Source organism: Robertmurraya korlensis (assembly GCF_023715225.1).
GTDB lineage: Bacteria > Bacillota > Bacilli > Bacillales > Cytobacillaceae > Robertmurraya_A.
This window is the reverse complement of record NZ_JAMBNS010000002.1, coordinates 364,211-389,204: the sequence shown is the minus strand read 5'-3', so window position 1 is coordinate 389,204 and position 24,994 is coordinate 364,211. Positions and strand designations below refer to the sequence as shown.

Annotated in this window: 28 protein-coding genes; 19 read left to right on the top strand and 9 right to left on the bottom strand. The window is 36.9% G+C overall.

Translation table 11 applies throughout. The features are described from left to right. Positions 1-82: 82 nt before the first annotated feature. Positions 83-1,396, top strand: a complete 1,314-nt coding sequence (locus M3175_RS06385) for a dihydrolipoamide acetyltransferase family protein (protein ID WP_251516138.1) — start codon at positions 83-85, stop codon at positions 1,394-1,396. 4 nt (positions 1,397-1,400) lie between these two features. Next, positions 1,401-2,810 (top strand): dihydrolipoyl dehydrogenase, encoded by a 1,410-nt coding sequence (gene lpdA / locus M3175_RS06380; protein ID WP_251516136.1) that lies wholly within the window; start codon positions 1,401-1,403, stop codon positions 2,808-2,810. 33 nt (positions 2,811-2,843) lie between these two features. Here the strand turns inward: lpdA and M3175_RS06375 are convergent, their stop codons facing one another. Continuing rightward, on the bottom strand, positions 2,844-3,221 hold the full coding sequence (locus tag M3175_RS06375) for a small peptidoglycan-associated lipoprotein (protein WP_251516133.1): 378 nt from the start codon (positions 3,219-3,221) through the stop codon (positions 2,844-2,846). Between the two features lie 171 nt (positions 3,222-3,392). On the opposite strand from M3175_RS06375, the gene M3175_RS06370 reads away from it, so the two are divergent. Beyond that, positions 3,393-3,635 carry a hypothetical protein gene (locus M3175_RS06370; protein WP_251516093.1) on the top strand — a complete coding sequence of 81 codons (243 nt, stop codon included), beginning with the start codon at positions 3,393-3,395 and terminating at the stop codon, positions 3,633-3,635. Between the two features lie 48 nt (positions 3,636-3,683). On the opposite strand, the gene M3175_RS06365 is transcribed toward M3175_RS06370, so the two are convergent. Then, on the bottom strand, positions 3,684-4,118 hold the full coding sequence (locus tag M3175_RS06365) for a DUF1885 family protein (protein WP_251516072.1): 435 nt from the start codon (positions 4,116-4,118) through the stop codon (positions 3,684-3,686). A 175-nt stretch (positions 4,119-4,293) separates the two neighbouring features. Here M3175_RS06365 and M3175_RS06360 point away from each other — a divergent pair, with 175 nt between their 5' ends. Beyond that, a complete protein-coding gene (locus M3175_RS06360) occupies positions 4,294-4,593 on the top strand; it encodes a DUF3055 domain-containing protein (protein WP_251516070.1) in 300 nt (99 codons plus the stop codon). A gap of 180 nt (positions 4,594-4,773) precedes the next feature. Further along, complete coding sequence (locus M3175_RS06355; RefSeq protein WP_251516068.1) at positions 4,774-4,902, top strand: GapA-binding peptide SR1P; 129 nt, start codon at positions 4,774-4,776, stop codon at positions 4,900-4,902. 72 nt (positions 4,903-4,974) lie between these two features. Here the strand turns inward: M3175_RS06355 and M3175_RS06350 are convergent, their stop codons facing one another. Beyond that, positions 4,975-6,444 carry an aminotransferase class I/II-fold pyridoxal phosphate-dependent enzyme gene (locus tag M3175_RS06350; RefSeq protein ID WP_251516066.1) on the bottom strand — a complete coding sequence of 490 codons (1,470 nt, stop codon included), beginning with the start codon at positions 6,442-6,444 and terminating at the stop codon, positions 4,975-4,977. A gap of 186 nt (positions 6,445-6,630) precedes the next feature. Between M3175_RS06350 and M3175_RS06345 the strand changes: the two genes are divergently transcribed. Beyond that, positions 6,631-6,900, top strand: coding sequence for a UPF0223 family protein (locus M3175_RS06345; protein ID WP_251516063.1), 270 nt, complete (start codon positions 6,631-6,633; stop codon positions 6,898-6,900). Positions 6,901-6,981: 81 nt separating this feature from the next. On the opposite strand, the gene M3175_RS06340 is transcribed toward M3175_RS06345, so the two are convergent. After that, complete coding sequence (locus tag M3175_RS06340; RefSeq protein ID WP_251516060.1) at positions 6,982-7,602, bottom strand: YktB family protein; 621 nt, start codon at positions 7,600-7,602, stop codon at positions 6,982-6,984. Positions 7,603-7,800: 198 nt separating this feature from the next. Between M3175_RS06340 and M3175_RS06335 the strand changes: the two genes are divergently transcribed. From M3175_RS06335 to M3175_RS06325, 3 genes are all read left to right on the top strand, one after another. Beyond that, positions 7,801-7,995, top strand: a complete 195-nt coding sequence (locus tag M3175_RS06335; protein ID WP_066059919.1) for a YkzI domain-containing protein — start codon at positions 7,801-7,803, stop codon at positions 7,993-7,995. A gap of 183 nt (positions 7,996-8,178) precedes the next feature. Further along, complete coding sequence (locus M3175_RS06330) at positions 8,179-8,976, top strand: inositol monophosphatase family protein (RefSeq protein WP_251516058.1); 798 nt, start codon at positions 8,179-8,181, stop codon at positions 8,974-8,976. Continuing rightward, positions 8,963-9,427, top strand: coding sequence for a GNAT family N-acetyltransferase (locus tag M3175_RS06325; protein WP_251516055.1), 465 nt, complete (start codon positions 8,963-8,965; stop codon positions 9,425-9,427). The genes M3175_RS06330 and M3175_RS06325 overlap by 14 nt, the downstream gene beginning before the upstream one ends. 26 nt (positions 9,428-9,453) lie before the next feature. Here the strand turns inward: M3175_RS06325 and M3175_RS06320 are convergent, their stop codons facing one another. Beyond that, positions 9,454-9,639: a YlaF family protein gene (locus M3175_RS06320; RefSeq protein ID WP_251516052.1), complete on the bottom strand. Its 186-nt coding sequence runs from the start codon at positions 9,637-9,639 to the stop codon at positions 9,454-9,456. Positions 9,640-9,821: 182 nt separating this feature from the next. Between M3175_RS06320 and typA the strand changes: the two genes are divergently transcribed. From typA to M3175_RS06305, 3 genes are read left to right on the top strand one after another with little or no spacing between them, the layout of a single operon-like run. Continuing rightward, the gene (gene typA, locus M3175_RS06315) at positions 9,822-11,660 is read left to right on the top strand and encodes a translational GTPase TypA (protein ID WP_251516049.1); all 1,839 of its coding nucleotides are present in this window, start codon (positions 9,822-9,824) and stop codon (positions 11,658-11,660) included. A 22-nt stretch (positions 11,661-11,682) separates the two neighbouring features. Beyond that, positions 11,683-12,003 carry a YlaH-like family protein gene (locus M3175_RS06310; RefSeq protein ID WP_251516046.1) on the top strand — a complete coding sequence of 107 codons (321 nt, stop codon included), beginning with the start codon at positions 11,683-11,685 and terminating at the stop codon, positions 12,001-12,003. A gap of 4 nt (positions 12,004-12,007) precedes the next feature. After that, the gene (locus M3175_RS06305) at positions 12,008-12,295 is read left to right on the top strand and encodes a hypothetical protein (protein ID WP_251516043.1); all 288 of its coding nucleotides are present in this window, start codon (positions 12,008-12,010) and stop codon (positions 12,293-12,295) included. Between the two features lie 65 nt (positions 12,296-12,360). On the opposite strand, the gene M3175_RS06300 is transcribed toward M3175_RS06305, so the two are convergent. Continuing rightward, positions 12,361-12,561 carry a YlaI family protein gene (locus M3175_RS06300; protein WP_119707401.1) on the bottom strand — a complete coding sequence of 67 codons (201 nt, stop codon included), beginning with the start codon at positions 12,559-12,561 and terminating at the stop codon, positions 12,361-12,363. A 143-nt stretch (positions 12,562-12,704) separates the two neighbouring features. On the opposite strand from M3175_RS06300, the gene M3175_RS06295 reads away from it, so the two are divergent. Further along, entirely contained in the window at positions 12,705-13,160 is a 456-nt protein-coding gene (locus M3175_RS06295) for a pyridoxamine 5'-phosphate oxidase family protein (RefSeq protein WP_251516041.1), read from the top strand. A 26-nt stretch (positions 13,161-13,186) separates the two neighbouring features. Here the strand turns inward: M3175_RS06295 and M3175_RS06290 are convergent, their stop codons facing one another. Then, positions 13,187-13,786, bottom strand: a complete 600-nt coding sequence (locus M3175_RS06290; protein ID WP_251516038.1) for a YhcN/YlaJ family sporulation lipoprotein — start codon at positions 13,784-13,786, stop codon at positions 13,187-13,189. 171 nt (positions 13,787-13,957) lie between these two features. Between M3175_RS06290 and M3175_RS06285 the strand changes: the two genes are divergently transcribed. Further along, positions 13,958-15,286, top strand: coding sequence for a PhoH family protein (locus tag M3175_RS06285; protein ID WP_251516035.1), 1,329 nt, complete (start codon positions 13,958-13,960; stop codon positions 15,284-15,286). 75 nt (positions 15,287-15,361) lie between these two features. On the opposite strand, the gene M3175_RS06280 is transcribed toward M3175_RS06285, so the two are convergent. Next, the gene (locus M3175_RS06280) at positions 15,362-15,859 is read right to left on the bottom strand and encodes a peptidyl-prolyl cis-trans isomerase (RefSeq protein ID WP_251516032.1); all 498 of its coding nucleotides are present in this window, start codon (positions 15,857-15,859) and stop codon (positions 15,362-15,364) included. Positions 15,860-16,065: 206 nt separating this feature from the next. Here M3175_RS06280 and M3175_RS06275 point away from each other — a divergent pair, with 206 nt between their 5' ends. The 3 genes from M3175_RS06275 to pyc all read left to right on the top strand — a co-directional run bounded on the left by M3175_RS06275 (position 16,066) and on the right by pyc (position 21,249). Then, positions 16,066-16,335: an Fpa/YlaN family protein gene (locus M3175_RS06275; RefSeq protein ID WP_371321667.1), complete on the top strand. Its 270-nt coding sequence runs from the start codon at positions 16,066-16,068 to the stop codon at positions 16,333-16,335. Positions 16,336-16,522: 187 nt separating this feature from the next. Continuing rightward, on the top strand, positions 16,523-17,737 hold the full coding sequence (locus tag M3175_RS06270; protein ID WP_251516026.1) for an FtsW/RodA/SpoVE family cell cycle protein: 1,215 nt from the start codon (positions 16,523-16,525) through the stop codon (positions 17,735-17,737). Between the two features lie 74 nt (positions 17,738-17,811). Continuing rightward, positions 17,812-21,249: a pyruvate carboxylase gene (gene pyc / locus M3175_RS06265; RefSeq protein ID WP_251516022.1), complete on the top strand. Its 3,438-nt coding sequence runs from the start codon at positions 17,812-17,814 to the stop codon at positions 21,247-21,249. 38 nt (positions 21,250-21,287) lie between these two features. Here the strand turns inward: pyc and M3175_RS06260 are convergent, their stop codons facing one another. Beyond that, positions 21,288-22,226: a COX15/CtaA family protein gene (locus M3175_RS06260; protein ID WP_251516289.1), complete on the bottom strand. Its 939-nt coding sequence runs from the start codon at positions 22,224-22,226 to the stop codon at positions 21,288-21,290. Between the two features lie 626 nt (positions 22,227-22,852). On the opposite strand from M3175_RS06260, the gene cyoE reads away from it, so the two are divergent. Next, entirely contained in the window at positions 22,853-23,785 is a 933-nt protein-coding gene (gene cyoE / locus M3175_RS06255; RefSeq protein ID WP_251516019.1) for a heme o synthase, read from the top strand. A gap of 119 nt (positions 23,786-23,904) precedes the next feature. Continuing rightward, the gene (gene coxB / locus M3175_RS06250) at positions 23,905-24,975 is read left to right on the top strand and encodes a cytochrome c oxidase subunit II (RefSeq protein WP_251515990.1); all 1,071 of its coding nucleotides are present in this window, start codon (positions 23,905-23,907) and stop codon (positions 24,973-24,975) included. Positions 24,976-24,994 lie beyond the last annotated feature (19 nt).

Here is a 24,994-nt window from a genome sequence, read left to right as displayed (position 1 = left end):
TAAAGAGGGGAATGGGTCACCATTTTCCCTTTCCTTATTTGAAAAGTTCTGAATAAGCTCGTATCTATAGGAGGGTGAATACATGTCATTCCAATTTAAATTACCTGACATCGGTGAAGGTATCCATGAAGGTGAAATCGTTAAGTGGTTTGTAAAAGCTGGCGATAAAGTTCAAGAAGATGATGTACTTTGTGAAGTGCAAAACGATAAAGCAGTAGTAGAAATTCCATCACCAGTTGCTGGTACAGTTGAAGAAGTACTAGTAGGTGAAGGAACAGTTGCAACAGTAGGTCAAGTCCTTATTACATTTGATGCTCCTGGATATGAAAACCTTAAATTTAAAGGTGACGATCACGAAGAGGAAGCACCAAAGCAAGAAGAGCAAGCTCCTGTTGCAGAAGCTAGCACAACGAACAGCGGTGTAGCAGAAACGCAGGCCTCTGTTGACCCTAATCGTCGTGTGGTTGCAATGCCATCAGTTAGAAAATATGCTCGTGAAAAAGGTGTAAATATTGCTTTAGTTGCTGGTTCTGGTAAAAACGGCCGCGTAGTAAAAGACGATATCGAAGCATTCTTAAATGGTGGAGCAGCACCAGCTGCAGTAGAAACTGCACCGGCTGCAGCTACTGAAGTTGTAACTGAAGCAGCTCAAGAAACAGCTAAACCAGCAGCAACACCAATTCCACAAGGTCAATATCCAGAAACTCGTGAGAAGATGAGTGGAATTCGTAAAGCAATTGCAAAAGCTATGGTTAACTCTAAACACACAGCTCCACATGTGACATTAATGGATGAAATTGATGTAGCGAAACTTGTTGCACACCGTAAGAAGTATAAAGATGTGGCAGCAAATAAAGGTATTAAATTAACATTCTTACCTTATGTAGTTAAAGCATTAACAAGTGCATTACGTGAATTCCCTGCTTTAAACACATCAATTGATGATGCAACAAGCGAAATTATTCACAAGCACTACTACAATATCGGAATCGCTGCAGATACTGAAAAAGGATTACTTGTTCCTGTTGTGAAGGATGCAGATCGTAAATCACTTTTCGCTATTTCAAATGATATTAATGAACTTGCTGGAAAAGCACGTGATGGAAAACTTGCTCCTGATGAAATGAAAGGTGCTTCTTGCACAATCACAAATATCGGTTCAGCTGGTGGACAATGGTTTACTCCTGTAATTAACCACCCTGAGGTAGCAATTCTAGGAATTGGTCGTATTGCAGAAAAAGCAATCGTTGTAAATGGCGAGATTGTTGCTGCACCAGTATTAGCATTATCTTTAAGCTTTGACCATCGTATGATTGATGGAGCAACAGCTCAACACGCACTTAACCATATTAAGCGTTTGTTGAACGATCCAGAACTATTGTTAATGGAGGCGTAAAAAAATGGTAGTTGGAGATTTCGCGATTGAAACAGATACTCTTGTCGTAGGGGCTGGCCCTGGTGGTTATGTAGCAGCTATTCGTGCGGCTCAATTAGGACAAAAAGTAACAATTGTAGAAAAAGGAACTCTTGGTGGAGTTTGTTTGAATGTTGGATGTATCCCATCAAAAGCATTAATTGCAGCTGGTCACCGATATGAAACAGCAAAGCACTCTGATGCAATGGGGATTACAGCAGATAATGTAAAAGTTGACTTTTCTAAAGTTCAAGCATGGAAAGCTGGAGTTGTTAAAAAGCTTACTGGCGGTGTTGAAGGGCTTTTAAAAGGAAACAAAGTTGAAATCGTTCGTGGTGAAGCATACTTTGTAGACAACGAAACGGTTCGTGTAATGGATGAAAATTCAGCACAAACGTATAAGTTTAAAAATGCAATTATTGCAACTGGTTCACGCCCAATCGAGTTACCACAATTTAAATACACAAAGCGTGTACTTGACTCAACGGGAGCTCTTGCTCTAGAAGAAATCCCTAACCATATCGTTGTTATCGGCGGAGGATACATCGGTACAGAGCTTGGTGGGGCATACGCTAACTTTGGTACAAAAGTAACGATCTTAGAAGGTACAGACGAAATCCTGAACGGTTTCGAAAAGCAAATGTCGGCTATCGTAAAGCGCAACCTAAAGAAAAAGGGTGCGGAAATTATTACAAAGGCACTTGCAAAAGGTGTACAGGAAACAGAAAACAGCGTAACAGTTACTTACGAAGTAAAAGGAGAAGAGCAATCAGTTGAAGCGGACTATGTGTTCGTAATGGTTGGTCGTCGTCCGAACACTGATGAGCTTGGGTTAGAACAAGCTGGTGTCGAAATTGGTGAAAGAGGAATCATTAATATTGACAAGCAATGTCGTACAAATGTAAGCAATATTTATGCAATTGGTGATGTTGTTCCAGGACCACCTTTAGCGCATAAAGCATCATACGAAGCGAAGATTGCTGCAGAAGCAATTGCTGGTCATCCATCTGAGATTGACTACCTTGGAATTCCAGCTGTAGTATTCTCTGATCCTGAATTAGCTTCTGTTGGTTATACAGAAAAGCAAGCTAAGGATGAGGGAATCGAAATTATTGCTGCGAAATTCCCATTCGCTGCAAACGGTCGTGCACTTGCACTTGAAGCTGCAGAAGGCTTTTTAAAGCTTGTAACTCGTAAAGAAGATGGATTAGTTATCGGAGCACAAATCGCTGGACCTAGCGCATCTGATATGATTGCTGAATTAGGCCTAGCAATTGAAGCTGGAATGACAGCGGAAGACTTAGCAATGACAATCCACGCTCACCCAACATTAGGTGAGATCACGATGGAAGCTGCTGAAGTTGCACTTGGAAATCCAATTCATATTGTAAAATAACATAAAGAGACCTGCATCTTTTCGATGCAGGTCTTATTTTTCGTCCAGGATTTTTGCTATGGGTTGAACAATTTCTTCTACAGTTTCTTCTCCGTTCACTGTGGCTACTATTTCATTATTATAAACTACGATTATGGCTGGATTATCTTTTATGTTAAGAAAATCAAGATACTCCTCAGAGCGATTGGGATTAATCGTCTTCATGTTTTTAACGGCCTCAGGATAAATCTTTTTTAATTCTATTAACGCATCATAATAGGCTGCCTCATATTGATACTCGGATTCATCAGAAAGGAAAATTAGTTGTTTGACATCTTTATCAAAGGGTAAAACATCTTTAGATTTTGAAGAATCACAGGAGACGATAATCAGTAAGAGCATAATCACTATAAGCGTAGATAACCCTTTCAAAATACCGCCTCCATTTTTTTTTGTAAATTTCGAACATATTTTACCATAGAGTTGGGAATTTTTATTCAATGTCATCTATTTGTTACAGAAATGAAAAATAGAATGAGGAGTTTATACATAAAATAAAATAGGACAAGTGAGAATAGAAGAATAGAGCCGGTGGTGAACAGTATGAAGGTTTACGTAGTAATTATCATACAATTAATGATATGGAGTGGATACACTCTTACAGAATGGCTTTCTAAACATGATCAACTAATCTATAATATCTTAATGTTCTTTGTATTTTTCTATTTAGCTATTTCAACTGGAAACCATATTATTCGTTCACCTAAAAAGACAATGATTGTAACTATGATAAGCTTGATGCTTTACAGTTCGTTTCATTTGACCATGACATTTTTTGTCTATTAAAGATAAAAAGCAAGTGGCTAATAGGTCAGCCTCTTGCTTTTTTATTTCTTATTTTCTTGGGTAGTAGTACATGATTCGGCCATTGAATAAATGAAGTTCTGCCTGAAGCTTCTTAGCTACAAATTTACAAAACTCATTTGCTTTTCCTTTATCACCAAAAGTAGATGATTCTGGGAGTGTAACTTGAATATAGGTTTGTTTGTTCTCATTTCCATCGGAATCTACAATGGTCTCCTCGTCAACCCCTAATAAAATGGCATGATATCTGTCCTGATTAGAATACAAATAAAACCAAGTTCCTTTACCTGATGGCTCTTCCTTTATTTCATAAGGGAAGGCTGATGCCTCGTACTGCCAATCAAGTTGCTTCCCTGTCTTTGAAGTTATGTCCTTATAATAGTGAAAAAGCTCTTTTATTTCATCTGTGGTAACGTTTTCTTTTGTCGATGCTGGCACGAGCTTTATGTATGCGTTAGTAGCCACCATAATCCCCCCATTATTTGTACGAAAATATACATATTTCTTTGCTCATCTTCATTCTAGCATTGTATAAAATTAAAGTACAACAAGATATCGTTTAAAGTTGTGGTTGCTTTTCTTTGGGTCTGTAAGATATAATAAAATTCTAAATATTAAGAAAATACAGGAGGTGGCAATAATGGATTTTTTTGACAAGCTCTATGATGAGCACGAAAAGGTCAGAGTACGATTTGTCGGTTTTGCTACAGAACAAACGCGCTATGACTTTGGAATTGTTTACACGGATATGTTTTTTGGTAAGCCTCTCGTAATTTGTATGCAAACTGGCCGCTCAACACTCCTCGACCCTAAAGACCTCGATGATATCGAATACATTCAGTCAGCATTTAGAATAAAAGACCTCCAACAAGCGAAAGATTTAATTGAATTCTTTTCAGAGGCTTTACCAGAAACCCCTTTTCAAACACAATATGAATAAATTGAACTTTGTACAGACCAAGTAGGTCTGTAATTTTTTTGTTTATATAATCAACATAAAAATTTAATGTGTTATACAATTTGGGGTTGATAATTTAATAGTGTTATATTATTATTAATTTAAAGATGTTGAAGCGTTTTCAATACTTGTGATTAAATACAAATAAAGGGGAATGGGAAAATGGGAACTATCGTGTGTCAAGCTTGTAATTCAACGATTGATCATTTTGAGGATGAAAAAGTTACCGTTCTTTATGCGAAGTCACATTGTAGAGATTGCTGTCATACTAAAGGGGAAGAAGAGAAGTAAATTATATGTAATAACACAAAAGAATATGTGATTTTAAATAAAGAGCGAGGGGTTATCCCTCGCTCTCTTTTCTCATTTTATAGCCTTCTGTTCCTTTATTACTCGTAAATATCTTAGATCAAAATCTTCTGGACCTTGTACAGGAAGACCGACTTCCATATTTTTTCGGATATACGTTAAGTTATCCTCGGTGATGATCTCACCTGGAATAAAAATCGGAATACCCGGTGGGTAGACCATGATGAATTCGGCGATAATTCTTCCTTCCGATTCATCAAAAGGGACAAGCTCTGTTTTGGCGTAAAAAGCATCACGTGGTGTCAATGCTAATAAAGGTATATCTGGTAATAGTACTGCTGCTTTAACCATATCATTATTCTGAATTGGTTGAGATGCCAGCTCTTTCAATGCACTTATCAAAAGATCTGCTTCTCTTTTCGTGTCACCTGGTGTTACGATGCAAAGGATATTGTATAGGTCAGACATTTCTACTTCTATATTGTGGTTTTCACGTAGCCATTTTTCTACATCAAAACCAGATAAACCGAGCTCCTTAACAGAGATAATTAGCTTTGTAGGGTCATAATCATACACTGCATCCAATTGAAGAATTTCTTCTCCAACGCAAAGAAGATGTGGGATTGTATTTACTTCTCGACGAATATATTGAGCCAAGTCAATCGTTTGACTAATCAACTCTTTTCCTTCCGTAGCCAGTCTTTTACGTGCAACGTCTAGAGATGCTAGCAATAGGTAGGAAGTTGAAGTAGTCGTCAGCATACTTAATATGGATTGCACGCGTTTTGGGTTAATAAGATCTCCTTTAATATTTAAAATGGAACTTTGTGTCATGGATCCTCCGAGCTTATGAACACTCGTTGCAGCCATATCAGCACCAGCCTGCATGGCTGATAGAGGAAGATCATCATGGAAGTGGATATGGACCCCATGAGCTTCATCCACAAGTACTGGTACATTGTATGAATGAGCAATTTCAACAATTTTCCTTAGATCGGCAGCCATTCCAAAGTATGTGGGGTTAATAACTAAAACACCTTTAGCATCGGGGTGCTGTTCTAGTGCTCGTGCCACGGAATCTGTTGTAATACCATGAGAGATCCCAAGCTTCTCATCGATGGCCGGATGGATAAAAATAGGTGTTGCACCAGAGAAAACAATCGCTGACATAACTGATTTATGAACGTTTCTAGGTACAATGATTTTATCCCCAGGTCCACAAACCGTCATGACCATTGTCATAATTGCTCCGCTTGTACCTTGAACGGAGAAGAAGGTTTGATCGGCATCAAAAGCTTTAGCAGCGAGGTCCTGTGCTTGCTTGATCATTCCTTTTGGTTGATGAAGGTCATCAAGGGGACCGATATTAATCAGGTCAATTGACAACGCATTATCACCTATAAAATTTCTAAATTCCGGATCAATCCCTGTTCCTTTTTTATGCCCAGGAATATGAAATTGAACTGGATCCTTTTTTGCATGCTCTATTAGTCCGCTAAATAACGGTGTTTCGTATTGAGACAACGTATTTCCACACCTCTTTAATTAATAGTCAGGTTATTTCACCCATAAAACAAGTGAAATTATAGCATTATTCACTTTCGTTGCATAGAAAAACATATTCTTCTTTCATTATTATGTCAGATTGCTATGTAACTTATTTTTAGGGTACACTTTAAGAGAAATTAAATGTAACGGAGTGAATGTATTTTGGAATATCAATACCCGATTGACCATACTTGGTCTACTGATGAAATTATTGATGTTATAAAATTTTTTGAGCTCGTTGAGGCTGCTTATGAAAAAGGAGTAGGTCGTGACGAATTTATGAAATCGTATCGAAGGTTCAAAGAGATTGTTCCAAGTAAATCAGAAGAAAAAAAGATATGTGATGAATTTGCCGAATCCAGTGGTTATTCCACATACTTAACTGTAAAAAAAGCAAAAGAGGGCAATTCAGAAAAAATAAAAATGAAATAAGCAAAGGGAGCCTTTGGGAAGTAATCAACCCAGTTGAGGCTCCCTTTTTAAATAAACCTGCCCATTTTTTCTGAAAACTGTTTACGCTAATTTATACAGGGGTAATAATGTCTTAAAGACACCCTCAACTTCTGTTAGAAAATCCTCAGCAGACATGTTGATCGCATCTTTTTTCTTGATATGGATCCCACATAATATTTCTGCCTTTTTTACCGTCTGTAATCGCTCGAACATTTGTCGGAGGTCTTCTTTTTTAAGTTGCTGATGTGTTGTAGCACCTGGCTTCATATGGTCCTCAGACCAAACGAAATGCTTTGGAATATTTTTGTAAACGGAAGATAGTTTTTTCTCTAATGTTTTTCCGAAATCAGCTTTATTTGGCGCTTCATAAATCATGGCAAACCAAACAAAAACATGAGATTCCCAAAGACCAATTTGAAAATGTGGAAGCATTTTATATCCTCTTGAACTACTTGAAAAGGCTACCCACGTATCTTTAGGTGGATTTATCGTTCTCCTTGCATGCTTTGCAACATGAGGGAACATTTCATTTGCAGTTAATGTCGATAAAGTTGGAGAAAAATGATTTCCAAGTGCTTCAAGCTTTGGTCTAATTGTAGTCTTTAAAGCATCCATTCTTGCATCCAAACCATCTATTGTAAAAACTTCAAAGTCCTCTTCAGTAAATCCAGTAAATTGCATTGTTTTTCCTCCCGTATATAAATCTCTCTGTAGATAATTGTAGCATATGGTAGAAAGAACGAGAAATATGTTGACTCTTGTATGGAGAATAAAAAATGTTAAGCAAATGCGCAAATTAGTTGCATCAAAAGCATTTTGTTCATATTATAATAGTAAAAATTATCTGAAAATTATCATTATAAAAAGGGGTGTATTACTATGAAACAGCTGATTGGCTCAGCGAAAAAGAATAACGCAGAAAGAGAAAGAACGGCTGTTCTACGTTTGGAAATGGATTATGAACTTGCTACATTATTTGAAGCTATGACGGAGAAAAATGAAAAGAAGAAGACACAGGTGAAAGAAAAACTTGAAAGAATCAGAATGGAACTGGTAAAGTTAAAGGCATTGTAATTTTGTAAGGATGGTATAGTTGGATGGATTTTAAAAAAATACAAAGGGAATCATAAAGGCGAACATTAAGTGCATACTTATGATCGCCTATTTTATTTCTCACATTCGTATCAGTTGTTTGTTGATTGTAATTGCTTTAATCTATAAGAATAAAGATATTTATAGAGGAAAGAGATGATATAAATGGATATTCATGCAGTGGACATATTCGCAAAACAATTGGTTAAAGAAGCCGGTGAACTTATAAAAAAATCGTTCTCTAAGGTATTAAACATTGAAACTAAATCACATGCCAATGATCTTGTTACAAATATGGATAAGGAGATTGAAGAATATTTCATACATAATCTAAAGAAACATTTTCCAGATCATCGAGTATTAGGGGAAGAGGGAGTAGGCAGTAATCCTAAAGAACTGTCTGGTGTCGTGTGGATCATTGACCCTATTGATGGAACGATGAATTTTATTCATCAACAACGAAACTTTGCTATTTCGGTAGGTATTTATGAAGATGGTGTTGGTATGATTGGCCTCATATATGATGTGGTTCATGACGAATTGTATCATGCTAAAAAGGGGGAGGGGGCATACATTAATGATCAACCTCTTTCTCCTCTTTCATCTGTAAAGGTAGAGGAGGCAGTCATTGGGATAAATAGTACGTGGGTCACTCAGAACCGAAGAATTGATAGCAATATTCTGTCTCCACTTGTCAAAGCGGTGAGAGGAACGAGATCATATGGTTCAGCAGCGCTAGAGATGGCTTATGTGGCTGCTGGGAGACTCGATTCATATATAACTCTTCGGTTATCTCCTTGGGATTTTGCAGCAGGAATTATATTGGTGGAAGAGGTTGGAGGAAAGTGTACAACTTTAAAGGGAGAGAAGCTTAATCTACTTGGAGAAAATTCTGTGTTTATTGCGAATGCAAGCTTTCATGAAGCAGTGCTAAAGGATTTTTTACATAATGGAAAATGGTAACATTCTGTACCGAAAAATGCTTGAATCGGATGAGACATTATTACAAACTTTTACAAAGTTTGATTATTTATGGAAATCGATTGAACTGAAACATTTGAAAGCTAATGAATATATGAAACAATATCTTACTGGAGAATGGAGAGTGTGGCAGCAAGATGAAAGGGATGTGGCGATCACTTATCATTTGGAGTTTGCGCCATCTAACAATAAGCCATGGATTGGTACGGTCATTATAAACCCAAACAAACGAAGGCAAGGTTTAGGTATAAGTGTGATACAACATTTAAAAGAGGAATTGCGAGAAAAAGGGCATAAAGCGATTTTTGCAGGGCTACCAGTGGAAGCAGATATGTGGATCCAATTCTTATCAGACTGTTATTTTGAACAGTTTAAGGTTGAAAAAGATGAACAAAATCAAATGTTCTTAATTATGGTTTCTCCGTTGCAATAAAAAGGGTTGGCAAATTGCCAACCCTTTTACAGTCTTCCTTGTTCTCGCATTTTTTTCTTTGTCGTAAATCCAAATCCCATTACGATAACGAGTGCAGCTAACGAAGCAAGAATCCCCCATATACTACGATAGCTAATAGCTATTCCCGTTCCCATCATACAGGCTGCTGAAGCAAGAGCAAAAAATAATAATGGCCACTTAATTGATTGCAAGATAAAACCTCCTTGAGTGAGGTATTAGAATGTATTTGTTTTGTAAAAAATAAAATGTATACGCTCCATTCTTTATTTTACACAAAATATTACTAGGTTTCCACTTCGAATATGATATAATGTTTCAGTTATGACTAAAAAAGTTAAATAAAAGTTTATATAAAAATGTAGGAGTGAACATGTTGAACTTAAGAACAGACATTAGAAATATCGCGATTATTGCCCACGTTGACCACGGAAAAACAACACTGGTTGACCAATTATTAAAACAATCAGGAACGTTCCGTACTAATGAGCACGTGGAAGAGCGTGCGATGGATTCGAATGATTTAGAAAGAGAACGTGGTATTACGATCCTTGCTAAAAATACAGCAATCCAATACAAAGATACTCGAATTAATATCCTTGATACACCAGGACATGCTGACTTTGGTGGAGAAGTAGAACGTATCATGAAAATGGTTGATGGTGTCCTACTTGTCGTAGATGCTTACGAAGGCTGTATGCCACAAACACGCTTTGTATTGAAAAAAGCATTAGAGCAAAATCTTACTCCAATTGTAGTTGTTAATAAGATTGACCGTGATTTCGCTCGCCCAGCTGAAGTCATTGACGAAGTAATTGATTTATTTATTGAATTAGAAGCTTCAGAAGAACAATTAGAATTCCCTGTCATTTACGCTTCAGCAATCAATGGAACAGCAAGTGTGACTCCTGATAAGCAGGATGAGAACATGGAATCTTTATATGAGGCAATTGTAGAAAATATTCCTGCGCCAGTAGACAACCGTGAGGAACCTCTTCAATTCCAGGTAGCGCTACTAGATTACAATGACTATGTTGGAAGAATTGGTATCGGCCGTGTGTTCCGTGGAACGATGAAGGTTGGACAACAAGTAGCCCTTATGAAGCTTGATGGTTCAGTTAAGCAATTCCGTGTAACAAAAATCTTTGGTTTCTTCGGACTAAAGCGTCAGGAAATCCAAGAAGCGTTCGCAGGAGACCTGATCGCTGTTTCAGGGATGGAAGATATTAATGTTGGGGAAACGGTATGTCCAGTAGAGCATCAAGAGCCTCTACCTGTGTTGCGAATTGACGAGCCAACACTACAAATGACTTTCCTTGTTAATAATAGTCCATTTGCTGGAAGGGAAGGGAAATTTGTTACTGCTCGTAAAATTGAAGAAAGACTTCGTGCTCAGCTTCAAACTGATGTGAGCTTACGAGTGGACAATACAGATTCACCTGACGCATGGATTGTTTCTGGCCGTGGGGAGTTACATCTTTCGATTCTTATTGAAAACATGCGTCGTGAAGGCTATGAACTTCAAGTATCAAAGCCTGAGGTTATCGTAAGAGACATTGATGGAGTCCGTTCTGAGCCTGTAGAACGTGTTCAAATTGATGTTCCAGAAGAGCATACTGGTGCAATTATGGAATCAATGGGTGCTCGTAAAGGTGAAATGGTTGATATGATTAATAACGGAAGTGGACAGGTGCGATTAATATTCATGGTTCCTGCAAGAGGTTTAATTGGTTATACAACTGAATTCTTAACACTAACTCGTGGTTACGGTATTATCAACCACAGTTTCGATAGTTACCAGCCGATGGCACAAGGTCAAGTTGGTGGAAGACGCCAAGGAGTTCTTGTTTCGATGGAATCTGGTAAAGCATCTTCTTACGGGATTATGGGTGTTGAAGACCGTGGAACAATTTTCGTTGAGCCAGGTACTGAAATTTATGAAGGAATGATTGTTGGCGAGCATACTCGTGAAAATGATATTACGGTTAATATCACGAAGGTGAAGCAAGCGACAAATATTCGTTCTGCAAATAAAGATCAAACAACAACAATGAAAAAGCCAAGAATTATGACACTTGAAGAATCACTTGAATACCTAAATGAAGACGAGTTTTGTGAAGTAACTCCTGAATCAATTCGTCTCCGCAAAAAGATTCTTGATAAGAACGAGAGAGAAAGAATCGCTAAAAAGAAAAAAATGGCGGAAATGAGCTAAGCTATTAAAGGAGAGGGGTAGCGTGGAAGGACTACAAGGGTTTTCACCTAGTCTTAGATTTTTTATCGAACTAACTGATGTAAAAACGGGTACATGGCTTCAGTTTGTGACCTTAATTATTTTGACAATCATTGTTTACAAATTAGGTTTTGCAAAGAAACTGTCCATTTTAAAAAATATTGTCATTTACACTTGTTTAATTTTAGGCTGCTTTGTTTTGTTGATTTTCTCCTATGGTCTTCCAATAGTGGAGGGATTAGCTGTAGCGGCGCTCATTCTTATCATTTATAAAATCCGCCTTCATCAAGAGAAAAAGCATACTCAAGTGGATGTAGAGGAGTAATTAAATGAAATCATTACAAGATACACTCTATAACTGGCTAACGATTAAAGTCGTAGTTGATGAACGTCCGGATGATTCAGCTGCAGTTGATACAGAGAAAATGTTTTATGATATGCTTGTTGAAGACCAAGGTATAAAAAATATTGAGGTTACCACTGATGCAGTTATGTACTATGTTCATTACGATTTAGATGGGGAAAGAAAGTCAAACCGCTTCCCAAGAGAGCTCATAGAGGTCATGCTAAACCAAATAAATGAGTCACCTGAAAGATACGCAAATTACCCAGAATAAAAAAATCCGCTCCGTTATTTATAACGGGGCGGATTTTTTCATGATGTCTAGCTGCAACTATTCTTTTACCAATCATCCTCTTCATCCTTCGGCTTGTAAAGCCTAAAGTTTCCGGTTGCAATTCTTTCTTTTGTTCGAGTCGCAATTCTTTCTTCACATTCTTTACACATGAAGGTATGTATCGGACGATTACGAAGTCGTTTCGCTTGAAAAGAGTCACCTGGTAAAGATTCAATTTTATCGCAAATTACACATTTTACTCTCATATATCGTACACCTCAAAATTTTTCTTCTTTCTGTATTGTATAGTAAAATTTTCTATATGAATAGGACTAGCAGTACAAAATAGGTTTCAAGGTTGAAACTACCATAAAGTAGATATAAGATAGAAATATAAGGAGGGAATGGTATGCCTAACCAAGTTGAACAAAAATTAATTCAGCCACTGTTTGATGCCTTACAAAAAGAGCGTTTTGTAACGCTATCAACAGTAGACTTTGAAACAGGGGGCCCGAATGTAAGTGCCATCTCTTGGATTTTAGCAAAGACAGATGAAAAAATCTATTTTGCTGTTGATAATCGCTCGAGAATTGTGCAAAACATTCAAAAAAACAATCAGGTGGTTGTGAACATAATTGTGAATGAATCCACCTATTCAATTAGTGGAGAAGCAAGTGTTAAGATGGAAAAAATAAGTGATGTACCACTAAAGCTTGCTTTAATAGAAATTAGCATAAAAGAAGTTCGTGATGTAATGTTTTATGGTTCGAAAATAACTGTTGAGCCAGAATACGATAAAACATATGACAAAGCGGCAGCAACACGTCTTGATAACCAAGTAATGGATGCAATGAGAAAAGCTTAGCCTTTAAGGCTAAGCTTTGTTAATTATTAATCCTTATAGCCTTGTGATTCTTTCTCTTGAGCTTTATCTAACTCTTTTGTTTCTTCTTCGTTCAGCTTGCGTTTTGATTTTTCGGTTGCTTTATTAGCATTTGGATCGATAATATCTGCTGGAACCTCTGGCATTAACCGTCCGGATATATCAGCTAATTCATTTACAATGCCTTGAATAGGTTCACCACTTTGTATGTCCTCTTGTATTTCTCTTAATCGCGCGGTCATATCTGGATCGGCGATAACCACTGCTCTTGCGCCATGTGGGTCATTCTTCAAACTTTCTGCAACTGTATACTTAATCGTTCCTACTTGAGATCTGTCAATGTCTTCATTCACATCAATACCAACAATTGCATATCTTCCTAAAACAACAGCCGTTGCATCATTCACGCTTGGAATGGAAGTCGCTAGGTTAACCAAGTGTTTTGATACCTCTTGGCCTGTTTCTCGATCAATATTTGGTATGGTACTATTTTTGACATTTATGGTACGTGGTTCTTCGTTCTGATTTGCTTTAGATGTCGTATTATCCTGACTTCCGCACGCGGAAAGAAACAAGCAGCATGCCAGTATAGAAAGGGTTTTCTTCATAAAGTCCACCTCCGAATAATGTTTGGTTACCGTTTATTGTGCAAAAATTCTTCTATCTTTATACAAGAAAACATATAGTTTACCAAAGCTCTTTTCTTAAGCAGAAATATTGGCAAGGACATGTGGTTAATTCAAATTACTATAGAATTAAGAGGAGCAGGAGGCATCAGTTTGAGTAAAATTTACGTATTAGATACCAATGTCTTGTTACAAGACCCATATTCCATCTTTTCCTTTGAGGACAATGAGGTGGTAATACCAGCCGTAGTACTAGAGGAAGTGGACTCGAAAAAAAGGTATATGGATGAAATTGGAAGAAATGCAAGACAAGTATCAAGGCTCATTGATAATTTAAGACAAACTGGAAAATTACATGAAAAAATACCACTTGAAAATGGTGGAGTGATGAGAATTGAATTGAATCATCGATCCTTTCATCAACTCCAAGATATTTTTGTTGAGAAAACAAATGATAACAGGATACTTGCTGTAGCCAAAAATCTATCTTTAGAAGAGGAAACAAAAGAAAATGGTCGATTAGTAATCTTGGTCAGTAAGGATGCATTAGTACGAGTGAAAGCTGATGCAATTGGTTTAAATTCAGAAGATTTTTTAAGTGATCGAGTCATAGAAAATGATGCGATTTATACGGGCTATGCAGAATTATTTGTGGCCGTGGATGTTTTAAATCAGTTTTACGAAAAGGGAGAAATTCCAATATCATTATTTACTACTTATTCTTTTTATCCAAACCAGTTCTTGGTGCTAAAGGATGCAATGGGATCTTCTCAATCCGCACTTGGTATGGTCGATTCAAAGAGGCAAAAAATTAAAAAATTAGTATTTGATCACGATCATATATGGGGAATTCGCTCAAGAAATGTTCAGCAGACAATGGCAATTGAATTGCTTTTAAGAAAAGACCTTCCGCTTGTGACTTTAATCGGTAAGGCAGGAACAGGGAAGACTCTTCTGGCTCTTGCAGCAGGATTAATGCAAACAGAAGATTTCGGGGAATATAAGAAATTATTAGTGGCTAGACCGATTGTACCTGTAGGGAAGGATCTTGGATTTTTACCTGGTGAAAAGGAAGAAAAGCTACGGCCATGGATGCAGCCGATCTATGACAATTTAGAATATCTATTCAATGTGAAAAAGCCTGGGGAACTTGATGCAATTCTTGCAGGCATGGGTTCCATTGAAGTAGAGGCTCTTACTTATATAAGGGGAAGAAGTATACCTGAACAGTTCATTATAATTGATGAAGCTCAAAATTTAACAAAACATGAAGTAAAGACGATTCTTACAAGAGTTGGAGAAAAAAGTAAAATCGTGTTGATGGGTGACCCTGAGCAAATTGACCATCCGTATCTTGATGCATATAACAATGGCCTTACATATGTAGTCGAGAGGTTTAAGGACCAATCGATATCCGGCCATGTAAAGTTATTTAAGGGTGAGAGATCCGGTCTGGCACAATTAGCAGCTGATCTTTTATAAGTAAAGTGATTTTTTTTACCCTTAAATGGCACAAGCATTAACAAGCTATTGAATAAAAGAAGGTGGGCCCTTCTTTTATTCAATAGCTACCGCACGGATATTTTTTATTGGCTGATGTTTATTAGAGCCATCTCCGTAAAAGGCGTACACGGGTCCATCATCTGTTAATGGCTTACCGTCCTTTGAAAACCCTAAAATTAAATCTTGTCCTACGTCTAGAGGCATAGATACCTCGCCATCTGTAGTTATGAGTATTAAGTTTTTTGCATCATCTTTAATTTCTGAATTTTTTAAGAAGGGCTTTAGCGGCATCCCAAATGTCCCCGTCAGAACTTTCTCTTTTTCAAATTTTTTCTCCGTCTTTAAAGTAGGAGGAAAAACAGCTCCCTCCATTATTTCACGATCCCAATGCTTGGACATGCTTTTTTTATATTCTTCTAAATCATCTACTTCTTTTTGACTTCCTTCAAAATAGGTAGTTAAATCTACTCGACGATCATCAAAGATCCATACTCCAGGGTCTAAGGTGATTGTGAAATTTACTTTCCCTTGGATTAGTATAATATTTTCCATAATAGTTCCCCCTTTGTATCCTTAGTATAGACTTAAAGAGAACAAAAGTCATTTTTGGAGGAAATTCAAAATTTTGGAGGATATTCAAAATTTCCTGAATCTTTCTACGGGTGCTACTGATTATCCTTGCAATTTTCCTCTTAAACGTATAAAATTTATAGATAGGATAAACGCTCGGAAACGGGGGGACTAAGTTGGCGTCTGATATGGTATTAGATCATAAAGAAAAAGCAAATGCCTTATTAAAGGCTGACGCTGATAAAATTCTAAAGTTAATTAAAGTACAAATGGATAACTTAACGATGCCTCAGTGTCCGTTATATGAAGAGGTTCTCGATACACAAATGTTTGGTCTATCTCGTGAAATAGATTTTGCTGTTCGCCTTGGCTTGATTGAAGAAAAAGAAGGTAAGGCAATTTTAGGAGAATTAGAAAGAGAACTATCAGCCCTTCATGAAGCATCGCAAAGAAAATAACGTACTTTCGAAAGCTCAAACTTTCTCGAGAGAGACTGTTTGAGTTTTTTTATAAGGTATTTTTTCTGAAAATTTGATATTATTAAGATAATAATTTTTAGTTGTACTTTTCTTCACATCAAATGCAGGAAATTCAATGTTATAATATAATACATATTACGACTTAGAAGATGAGGAAGAGGGTTACATGTTTAAAAAAATATTAAAATCTTATGATTATTCGTTAATCCTAGTTGTGGTATTGTTATCAATATTTGGACTAGTTATGATTTATAGCTCTAGTATGGTAACAGCTATTCAAAGGTATGGATATGAAAGTGATCATTTTTATGATCGTCAAAAACTATTTTTAATTGTTGGTGCAGTTTTATTTCTTTTCTTTTCTGTTTTTCCTTACAAAATCATGCTTAGTAATCGTTTTTTAATTCCCGTTGTGTTATTTTCTTTTGCATTGCTCATTTTCATCTTTCCATTCGGTCATTCCGCGGGAAATGCTCAAAGTTGGTATAAGATAGGTCCATTAAGCCTTCAACCATCTGAATTTGTAAAGGTAAGTGCTATAGTATACTTATCGGCCGTGTATGCAAAGAAACAATCCTATATTAATCAGTTTAATCATGGTGTACTCCCACCACTTGCTTTTATCATCATTTCTTGTTTTTTAATTGCGCTTCAGCCTGACTTTGGAACAGCTGCACTAATAGTAGCTATTTCAGGTGTGATCATCCTTTCGTCTGGAATGAATTTGAAAAATATAGGCAAATTAGTTATGTTGGGTGCGATACCTTCTATCCCACTGCTTATATTATTTAAGGATAAAATTTTCTCCTCTGTTCGTGTCGGAAGGTTTGAAGCATTTATTAATCCATTTGCTGAAGAGATAGCCCAAAAAGAAGGTTATCATATGGTTAATTCCTTCCTTGCTTTAGGAGCAGGTGGAATTAAAGGTCTAGGATTGGGACAAAGTGTCCAAAAATTAGGGTATTTACCTGAGCCACATACCGACTTTATAATGGCTGTAATATCTGAGGAACTTGGAATCTTTGGAGTTGCCTTTGTATTGTTCGGCATAGGTTTTATCGTTCTAAAAGGAATTTACATTGGTTTAAAAGGAAAGGATGCTTTTGGTAGTTTGCTAGCAATCGGTATCTCGGGGATGGTAGGTATACAATCATTTGTAAACTTAGCAGGTGTTTCAGGAGTCATTCCGTTAACCGGAGTTCCATTGCCATTTATTAGTTATGGAGGTTCATCTATTTTGCAACTCTCCATTTCTATGGGCATCTTAGTGAATGTTTCTATGTTCGTTAATTATGAGAAAAAGTTTAAGGAAACGAATGATAAGAAAGTAGAAACAATTCCACCTAATAACCGTTTTGAAGGCGTTCAAATAAAAAAATAAGCGCTCTTGGTTTCTTGACCAAGCGCTTTTTATAAATACAATATAGTATAAATATACAGAATGGGGTGTTTTTCTTGCAAAGAAAGATTAATAAGGTTTTAGTTGCAAACCGAGGGGAAATAGCTATACGTGTGTTTAGAGCTTGTACAGAGCTTAATATACGAACAGTTGCAGTATATTCAAAAGAAGATTCTGGTGCATATCATCGTTATAAAGCCGATGAAGCATACCTCGTTGGTGAAGGAAAAAAACCGATTGATGCTTATTTAGACATTGAAGGGATTATTAACATTGCAAAACACAGTGATGTTGATGCTATTCACCCAGGATATGGATTTCTTTCTGAAAACATTCATTTTGCAAGAAGATGTGAAGAAGAAGGGATCATCTTTATTGGTCCAAAATCAAAGCATCTTGACATGTTTGGAGATAAAGTAAAAGCTAGAACACAAGCCCAAGCTGCAAAGATTCCGGTCATTCCTGGAAGCGATGGTCCTGTAAATAGCTTAGAGGAAGTTATTTCCTTTGGGAAAGAATATCACTATCCAATCATCATTAAAGCATCGCTCGGTGGCGGCGGAAGAGGTATGCGTATCGTTAGGCACTTAGAGGAAGTAAAGGAAGCCTACGAGAGAGCAAAATCTGAAGCAAAAGCAGCGTTTGGAAATGATGAGGTATACGTTGAAAAGTATATTGAAAAGCCAAAGCATATCGAAGTTCAAATTATAGGGGATGGGTTTGGTAATATTGTCCATCTGTTTGAAAGAGATTGTTCGGTACAACGTCGTCATCAAAAGGTTGTAGAAGTTGCACCATGTATCTCTATTTCAGAAGATCTTAGAGATAGAATCTGTTTAGCAGCTGTTGATTTAATGAAAAATGTAGATTATTTAAATGCTGGAACAGTAGAATTTCTTGTTTCAGGAGATGAATTCTACTTTATTGAAGTAAACCCACGCGTTCAGGTTGAGCATACCATTACTGAGATGATCACAGGTGTTGATATTGTCCAAACACAAATTTTAGTTGCAGAAGGACATGAACTCCATGATGAAACAGTAGGTATTCCGAAGCAAGAAGATATTCGTATTATGGGGTATGCGATTCAATCTCGTGTCACGACGGAAGATCCGTTGAACAATTTCATGCCTGATACAGGAAGATTAATGACGTACCGTTCAGGTGGTGGTTTTGGAGTAAGATTAGATGCAGGTAACGGCTTCCAAGGAGCCATTATTACTCCATACTATGATTCCTTGCTTGTAAAGCTATCTACTCATGCCTTAACGTATGAACAAGCTTGTGCAAAAATGGTTAGAAACCTACAAGAGTTCCGTATCCGTGGAATTAAAACGAATATCCCTTTCTTGGAAAATGTTGTAAAGCATAAAGATTTCCGCAGTGGAAATTACGATACATCTTTTATCGATTCTTCACCTGAGTTATTTATGTTCCCGGTACGTAAAGACAGAGGAACGAAAATGCTCTCTTACATTGGGAATGTAACTATTAACGGTTTCCCAGGAATTGAGAAAAAGAAAAAGCCTGTTTTTGATAAGCCAAGAATTCCTGTAACAGATTCATTAAGTGTCCAAAGTGGAACAAAGCAAATTCTTGACGAAAGAGGAGCAGAGGGGCTAGTAAAGTGGATAAAGGAACAGCCAGAGGTCCTTTTAACAGACACTACGTTCAGAGATGCTCATCAATCGCTACTTGCTACTCGTGTTCGTACGACAGATTTAAAACATATTGCAGAACCAACATCGCTATTACTACCTGATATGTTTTCTTTGGAGATGTGGGGTGGAGCAACATTTGATGTTGCGTATAATTTCTTAAAGGAAGATCCATGGGATAGACTTTTAACTTTAAGAAAGCAGATTCCAAATGTATTATTCCAAATGCTACTTCGAGCTTCCAATGCTGTGGGCTACAAAAACTATCCAGACAATGTGATTCGTGAGTTTGTGGAGAAATCTGCATATGCAGGTATCGACATATTCCGTATTTTTGATAGTCTGAACTGGGTTAAAGGAATGGAAGTAGCTATTCAAGCCGTAAGAGATACGGGAAAAATAGCTGAAGCAGCCATTTGTTATACAGGAGATATCCTTGATACATCTAGACCGAAGTATAACTTAAACTACTATAAGGATTTGGCAAAAGAACTTCAAAATCAAGGGGCACATATTTTAGCTATAAAGGATATGGCAGGATTATTAAAGCCACAAGCTGCATATCAATTAATTTCTGAATTAAAAGCGACCATTGATATTCCGATTCACCTACACACGCATGACACAAGTGGAAATGGAATATATACGTATGCAAAAGCCATTGAGGCTGGTGTAGATATTGTAGATACAGCATTAAGTACAATGGCTGGATTAACATCACAGCCTAGTGCTAATACATTGTACTATGCACTTGAAGGCAATGATCGTAAACCGAAGGTAGATATTAAAGCGTTAGAACAGCTTTCTTACTACTGGGAAGATGTAAGAAAGTACTACCACGATTTCGAAAGTGGAATGATGTCTCCGCATACAGAAGTGTATCAGCACGAAATGCCAGGTGGTCAATATAGCAATCTTCAACAACAAGCTAAGGCAGTTGGCCTTGCTGAGCAGTGGGAAGATGTGAAGGAAATGTATGCACGAGTAAATCATATGTTCGGTGATATTGTTAAAGTTACTCCGTCTTCAAAAGTCGTAGGTGATATGGCATTGTATATGGTTCAAAACGAGCTGACGGAAGAGGATGTGCTTTCTAAAGGAAATAGTCTCGATTTCCCTAATTCGGTTGTAGAATTATTTGAAGGATACTTAGGACAGCCCGTTGGAGGTTTCCCAGAAGAACTTCAAAAAGTAATCCTAAAAGGTCGCGAGGCAATCACAGTAAGGCCTGGAGAACTATTAGAGGATGTTGATTTTACCGCTTTAAAAGAAAAGTTATTCAATGAATTAGGAAGACCTGTAACGAGCTTTGATGCCATTGCGTATGCGTTATATCCAAAGGTATTTAAAGACTATACGGCTATGGTTGAGCAGTTTGGCGATATTTCGGTGTTAGATACACCAACTTTCCTATACGGCATGAGATTAGGAGAGGAAATTGAAGTCGAAATTGAAACAGGTAAAACATTAATCGTGAAGCTTATCTCTATTGGTCAGCCTCAAGCTGATGGAACTCGTATCGTGTACTTTGAGTTAAATGGACAGCCGAGAGAGGTTGTTATTAAGGACGAAAGTATTAAATCCACTGTTGCCACTAAGATTAAAGCTGATCCAAAGAGAGAAACTCATATTGGTGCTTCAATGCCAGGTACAGTAATTAAAGTGTTAGTCTCTAAAGACGAAAAGGTCGAAAAAGGTGATCACTTAATGATTACAGAAGCTATGAAAATGGAAACGACAGTTCAAGCTCCGTTCTCAGGCTTTGTTAAAGATATTTATGTATCAAATGGAGAAGCAATTCAAACAGGTGACCTACTTATCGAGTTACAGAAATAAGCAGAGAAAAGGTGTTGCACATTTGTGCAACACCTTTTTTATAAAGCGTGATTATTTTTTTTGTTAAGCTCAACCTGATTCTTTTTACTTCGAGTAACGAGAAGGATAAAATAGCTTAATACCCCGAATAAGCAAGAGATAAAAAATGCATGTGCTAAAGCGACCGTTAAGTTAAGTCGGGTAAAAACAATTAAAGCTCCAGTCATCACTTGGAGTGATACTAATATAAAAGCAATCATCCAACCCCAAACAATAACCTTTTCATGTTTATAGTGTTTATAAGCAAGTAGAGTAATATATCCAATCCAAAGAAAAATTAACCCAGCTGCAAATCTGTGCCCCATCTGTACCCATTCATAAAAATTCGTGGGTAACCCTATTGCGTTATTCAAACAAAATGGCCAGTCTCTACATACTAGGCTAGCATTCACATGCCTTACTAGAGCGCCAGTGTAAACGACTACATAACTGTATACGCTAACTCCAATAATATGTTTACGCAAACGTGTATCAATGATTAATTTATGAGCTTCAAAACGCTTGTCTATTTCAAAAATAAGGAGTGTTAATAGTAAGACAGCGGCAAATGAAATCAATGAGATTCCAAAATGTAAAGCTAGTACAAAATCTGACTGTCCCCAAACAACAGCCGCAGCACCGATTAATCCTTGTAATACGAGGAAGAAAAAAGATAGTGCCGATAAAAATTTTGTCTCACGGATATGACCAATCGTTTTCCAAGACCCAATGGATAACACCAATACCATTAATCCGACAACGCCTGAAACAACACGGTGAGCAAGTTCAATAATTAACTCAAGTGATATGTCAGTTGGAATAAGTTGACCATTACATAAAGGCCAAGAGCGGCCACAACCCATTCCAGACTCTGTTTTTGTAACTAGAGCTCCTCCTAATAAAATCAATAACATACCAATCGTTGTAAGGACAGAAAACCACTTCAAGGCTCTGTTCAACAAAATCACCTTCTCATTCAAGTTCACAAATTTGTCATAAGTTTCTATTGACATGTATAATGAACAGTATAATAATAACCACATTTTAATATATCTTTATCATAACGAATTAGTAGGAAAAAAAATAGAAGTTAATATGATCATACTGCATTTTTGATACTACACAATCTACCGAGTTTTTACAATATATATTAAGTATTTAACACTATAAGCGAATTGGAAACTCATGGGTTGTTTTTGAACTATAATTCTACACATAGTCGTAATACATATCGGAGTTTCTTTTAAAGGGATTGCACAGTCATTCGATTGCGAAAATGTTATTTTAACAAAATAAATGACCTGTATTGCTAAATGAAACAGGTCACAAATAATTCAAAAATAATTCAAAAAAAGTTCACAAAAATGGAGCGAAGTATGATTTAATAGATTGAGGAAATGTTATTTTTCTACACAAATATTTAACATTATTTCCACTATTAAGATAATGAAAACTATTGGCAGAATATTGACTAAAATCGTTGATAGTCGTTTTTCATTACAATATAGCATTAAAGCTCATAATGTACTATAGTTATTGTAGTGTCGTGTGACCTGATTTGTGTACAGGGAAAGGAGGAGAGGAAATGGCGGGTTCAAGATCAATAAGTGAAGCAACAATAAACGGTGATGATAACGGCATTGAGATACCGAAGACAAATGCGTGGAAGGATTTCCTAGCTTTGATCAAAATTGGTATCGTAAACTCCAACTTAATTACTACCTTTACTGGACTTTGGTTAGCGCTTCACTTTGGAGAGAAAAGCTTTTTATCAAATCTTGATATTGTTTTTTATACGTTAATTGGATCTTCGCTCATAATAGCAGGATCCTGTGCCATAAATAACTACATTGATAGAGATATTGATCCTCTAATGGAACGTACAAAGGATAGACCAACAGTAACGGGGAACATACAGCCGCGAAAAGTAATTATCATGGGGCTAACCCTTATTACAATAGGTACTATTTTTCTTGCGTTAACAACATTAACAGCAGTTGTTATTGGACTTGTAGGGGTGTTTAGCTATGTTGTACTTTATACAATGTGGTCCAAACGCCAACTAGTTTCAAATACCATCATCGGAAGTATATCGGGTGCCGTACCACCACTTATTGGTTGGTCAGCGGTTGATGGAGATTTGAGTATCATGGCATGGAGTTTATTCCTAATAATGTTTGCATGGCAACCACCTCATTTTTATGCACTAGCGATGAGAAGGGTAGAAGAATATAGAGCTGCTGGCATTCCTATGTTACCAGTTGTTAAAGGATTCGAAACGACAAAGAAGCATATTATTTTATGGATTGTAGCGTTGTTGCCGCTTCCATTCTTACTGACTAGCTTAGGGATACCATTCCTTATTTTAGCGTCTGCATTAAATGTTGGATGGTTAGTTACTGGGTTATATGGCTATAAGAAAAAGGACGATATGAAATGGGCAAAGATCATGTTTGTCTATTCACTACAATATCTGACTATTCTTTTTGTTGCTATGGTAATTGTCACACTAATATAAAATATGTTTGTTAGAAAAACCTTTCCCTCCTGTCTGAGGGAAAGGTTGTCTATAAATTTTTTTACTGATCAAACATTTCAGGGAAGAAATATTTTACGAAAGAGGGGTTTGATTAAGCTATGAAAAGGCTTGCGAAATGGCGAATGATTTCAATGATTGCAATCATAACGCTACTACTTTCCGGATGTGGTGAACCGTTCTTGTCAACGCTACAGCCAGCCGGTGAGGTTGCTAAAGAGCAATTTGATTTAATGATGTTATCCGTGGCGATAATGGTAGGGGTAATTATCGTCGTAACCTTGATCTTCGCGATCGTGGTTGTAAAATTCCGCCGCAGGGATAATACCATCCCTAAACAAGTGGAAGGTAGTCATAAGCTAGAAATTATTTGGACTGTTATCCCAATTATTCTACTTCTTATTCTTGCTGTTCCAACAGTAGCTTCTACATTTAAGTTTGCAGATGTATCAGAGATGGATAAGAAAAATGAAGAAGGTAAAACGGATGCACTAGTAATTAATGTTCGTGCTAACCTTTATTGGTGGGAATTTGAGTATCCAAATGAAGAAATTATTACGAGTCAGGACTTAGTTGTTCCTACAGGACAAAAGGTGTACTTTAACTTAAAGGCATCTGATGTAAAACACTCTTTCTGGATTCCTGCTGTTGGTGGGAAAATGGACACAAACACTGACAACGTGAACAGATTTTATTTGCAATTCGATGAACAAAAAGCAAACGAAGCTGGAGATTTATTTTACGGGAAATGTGCTGAGCTTTGCGGACCTTCTCATGCTCTAATGGACTTTAAAGTTAAAGCGATTTCACCAGATGAGTTTGACCAGTGGGTTGCTGATATGCAATCTGTCAAGGAACCTGAAACGGCAGAAACACCTTTAGCTCAACAAGGTCAAGAAGTCTTTAATAACAGCTGTATTGGATGTCATGCTGTAACACCAGCTACTGGTGCTCCAGAAGCCGCTCGTCTTGGACCGAATTTAACGAACTTTGGCGAAAGATCTCGTATTGCAGGTGTTTTAGACCATACAGAAGAAGAGCTTAAAAATTGGATTTCTGATCCTGAAGCATATAAGCCAGGGAACAAAATGACAAATGCATACAACAAATTAACTCCAGAAGAATTAGATGCTGTAGCAGAATACTTAATGAACTTAAAGGTACAGGATTAATAGGGGACTTTGTTAAAAG